Genomic DNA, 2,251 nt, shown 5'->3' with positions numbered 1-2,251 from the left:
GGCCATGGTGGAGGCCGTGCCCATGGTGTTGCAGGTGCCGGCCGAACGCGACATGCCGCCTTCGGCCGAGAGGAACTGGTGCAGGTTGATCTCGCCGGCCTTGAGCGACTCGTGCAACTGCCACACGGCCGTGCCCGAGCCGATGTCCTTGCCGTCGAGCTTGCCGTTGAGCATCGGTCCGCCCGTGACCACGATGGCCGGGATGTCGCAGCTGGCCGCGCCCATCAGCAATGCGGGCGTGGTCTTGTCGCAGCCCGTGAGCAGCACCACCGCATCGACCGGGTTGCCGCGGATGGCCTCTTCGACGTCCATGCTCGCAAGGTTGCGCGTGAGCATGGCGGTGGGCCGCAGGTTCGATTCGCCATTGGAGAACACCGGAAACTCGACCGGAAAGCCGCCCGCCTCCGAGATGCCGCGCTTCACATGCTCGGCGATCTTGCGGAAGTGCGCATTGCAGGGCGTGAGCTCCGACCAGGTGTTGCAGATGCCGATGATCGGCCGGCCGTCGAACTCGTGGTCCGGTATGCCCTGGTTCTTCATCCAGCTGCGGTACATGAAGCCGTTCTTGTCGGCCGAGCCGAACCATTCGGTCGAGCGCAGCTTCTTCTTGGGGGTGTTGTCCGGCATGCGGAAGTTTCCTGAAAGCGAGAAAGAAAAAAAGCGTCAGCGCCGTGGCGCACGCGAAGTGAAGAAGCGCTGCAGCAGGCAGAACACGAAGAGCAGCGCACCCACCACGATGCGCGTCCACCACGAGCTCAGCGTGCCGTCGAAGGAGATCAGCGTCTGGATGATCCCGAGCATCAGCACGCCGAACAGCGTGCCCGCCACATAGCCGACGCCGCCCGTGAGCAGCGTGCCGCCGATCACCACCGMSGCAATCGCATCGAGCTCCAAGCCCAGCGCATGCAGGCCGTAGCCCGAGAGCATGTAGAAGGTGAAGATCACGCCCGCGAGCGCCGAGCAGAAGCCCGACAGCGTGTAGACGCCGATGATGGTGGAGCGCACCGGCAGGCCCATCAGCAGGGCCGACTGCTCGCTGCCGCCAATGGCATACACCGCGCGGCCGAAGGGCGTGCAGTGCGCAATGAACACCGCMGCCAGCAGCACGCCGATGGCGATCACCGCGCTGATCGACAGCGAAGCCTCGCCCCAGACCGGAATGCGGATCTGCGAGACCTCGGCATAGAAGGCGTTGGTGATGCTGATGGAGTCGATGCTGATCAGGTAGCAAAGCCCGCGCGCCAGGAACATGCCCGCGAGCGTGACGATGAAGGGCTGCAGCCTGAAGCGCTCGATGAGCAGTCCCATGAACGCGCCGAAGGCCGTGCCCATGGCCAGCACCAGCGGAATGACCACCGCCGGGCTCCAGCCGTGCTTCTCGACCAGCGAGGCCGACACCATCGTGGTGAGCGCGATCACCGAGCCCACCGACAGGTCGATGCCGCCCGAAAGAATCACGAAGGTCATGCCCACGGCCACGACGATCAGGAAGGCGTTGTCGATCAGCAGGTTGAGGAACACCTGCGCCGAGAAGAAGCCGTCGTAGAACACCGAGCCCAGCGTGGCCACCAGCACGAAGAGCGAGATGGTTGCGGCCAGCGGCAAATACTTGGGATTGAACCCTGCCCTGCCCCCTCTTCCGCTCGCGGGAGAGGGCTGGGGTGAGGGTGCCGCTTCGATCACCGCGCTCATGCCCGTTCCCCCTCATGCACCGGCCGCTGCACCAGCGTGCGCACTTGTGCCCGGAACTCCGGCGATTGCAGCAGCATCACCGCGAACACCACCACCGCCTTCACGACGAGGTTGATCTCCGGCGGCACGCCCAGCGAATAGATTGCATAGGTCAGCGTCTGGATGATGAGCGCGCCGATCACGCTGCCCATGAGGCTGAAGCGTCCGCCCGTGAGCGCGGTGCCGCCCAAGGTCACGGCCAGGATCGCGTCGAGCTCCAGCAGCTGGCCGGCGTTGTTGCCGTCCGCGCTCTTGACATTGGAGCTGATCAAAAGGCCCGCCACGCCCGCGCACAGCCCGCAGAACGCATAGGCGCCCACGACGAGCCTGCGCGCCTGCACGCCGGCCACGCGCGCGGCCGTCGGGTTGATGCCCACCGCCTGGATGAAGAGCCCGAGCGCCGTGCGCGTGATGGCCAGGTAGAGCAGCACGAACACCGCGGCCACGATGAACAGCGAGAACGGCAGGCCCAGCAGGTAGCCGCTGCCGAGGAAGAAGAAGGGCTTGTAGTAGATGGTGA

At 65.6% G+C, this 2,251-nt stretch carries 3 protein-coding genes; all 3 read right to left on the bottom strand.

From position 1 onward, the window contains the following. A partial coding sequence (locus AC1DOC_RS30220; RefSeq protein WP_478131180.1) for a dihydroxy-acid dehydratase domain-containing protein occupies window positions 1-627 on the bottom strand: 627 nt, incomplete at its 3' end. Between the two features lie 36 nt (window positions 628-663). After that, window positions 664-1,692 carry a galactofuranose ABC transporter, permease protein YjfF gene (gene yjfF / locus AC1DOC_RS30215; protein ID WP_478131179.1) on the bottom strand — a complete coding sequence of 343 codons (1,029 nt, stop codon included), beginning with the start codon at window positions 1,690-1,692 and terminating at the stop codon, window positions 664-666. Then, window positions 1,689-2,251, bottom strand: a 563-nt coding sequence (locus tag AC1DOC_RS30210; protein WP_478131178.1) for an ABC transporter permease, incomplete at its 5' end; no start/stop codon positions are given. The genes yjfF and AC1DOC_RS30210, both read right to left, overlap by 4 nt.

Source organism: Variovorax sp. 01T439_2 (assembly GCF_056398445.1).
Note: the sequence above shows the minus strand (reverse complement) of the source record. Positions and strands in the feature narration are given on the sequence as shown.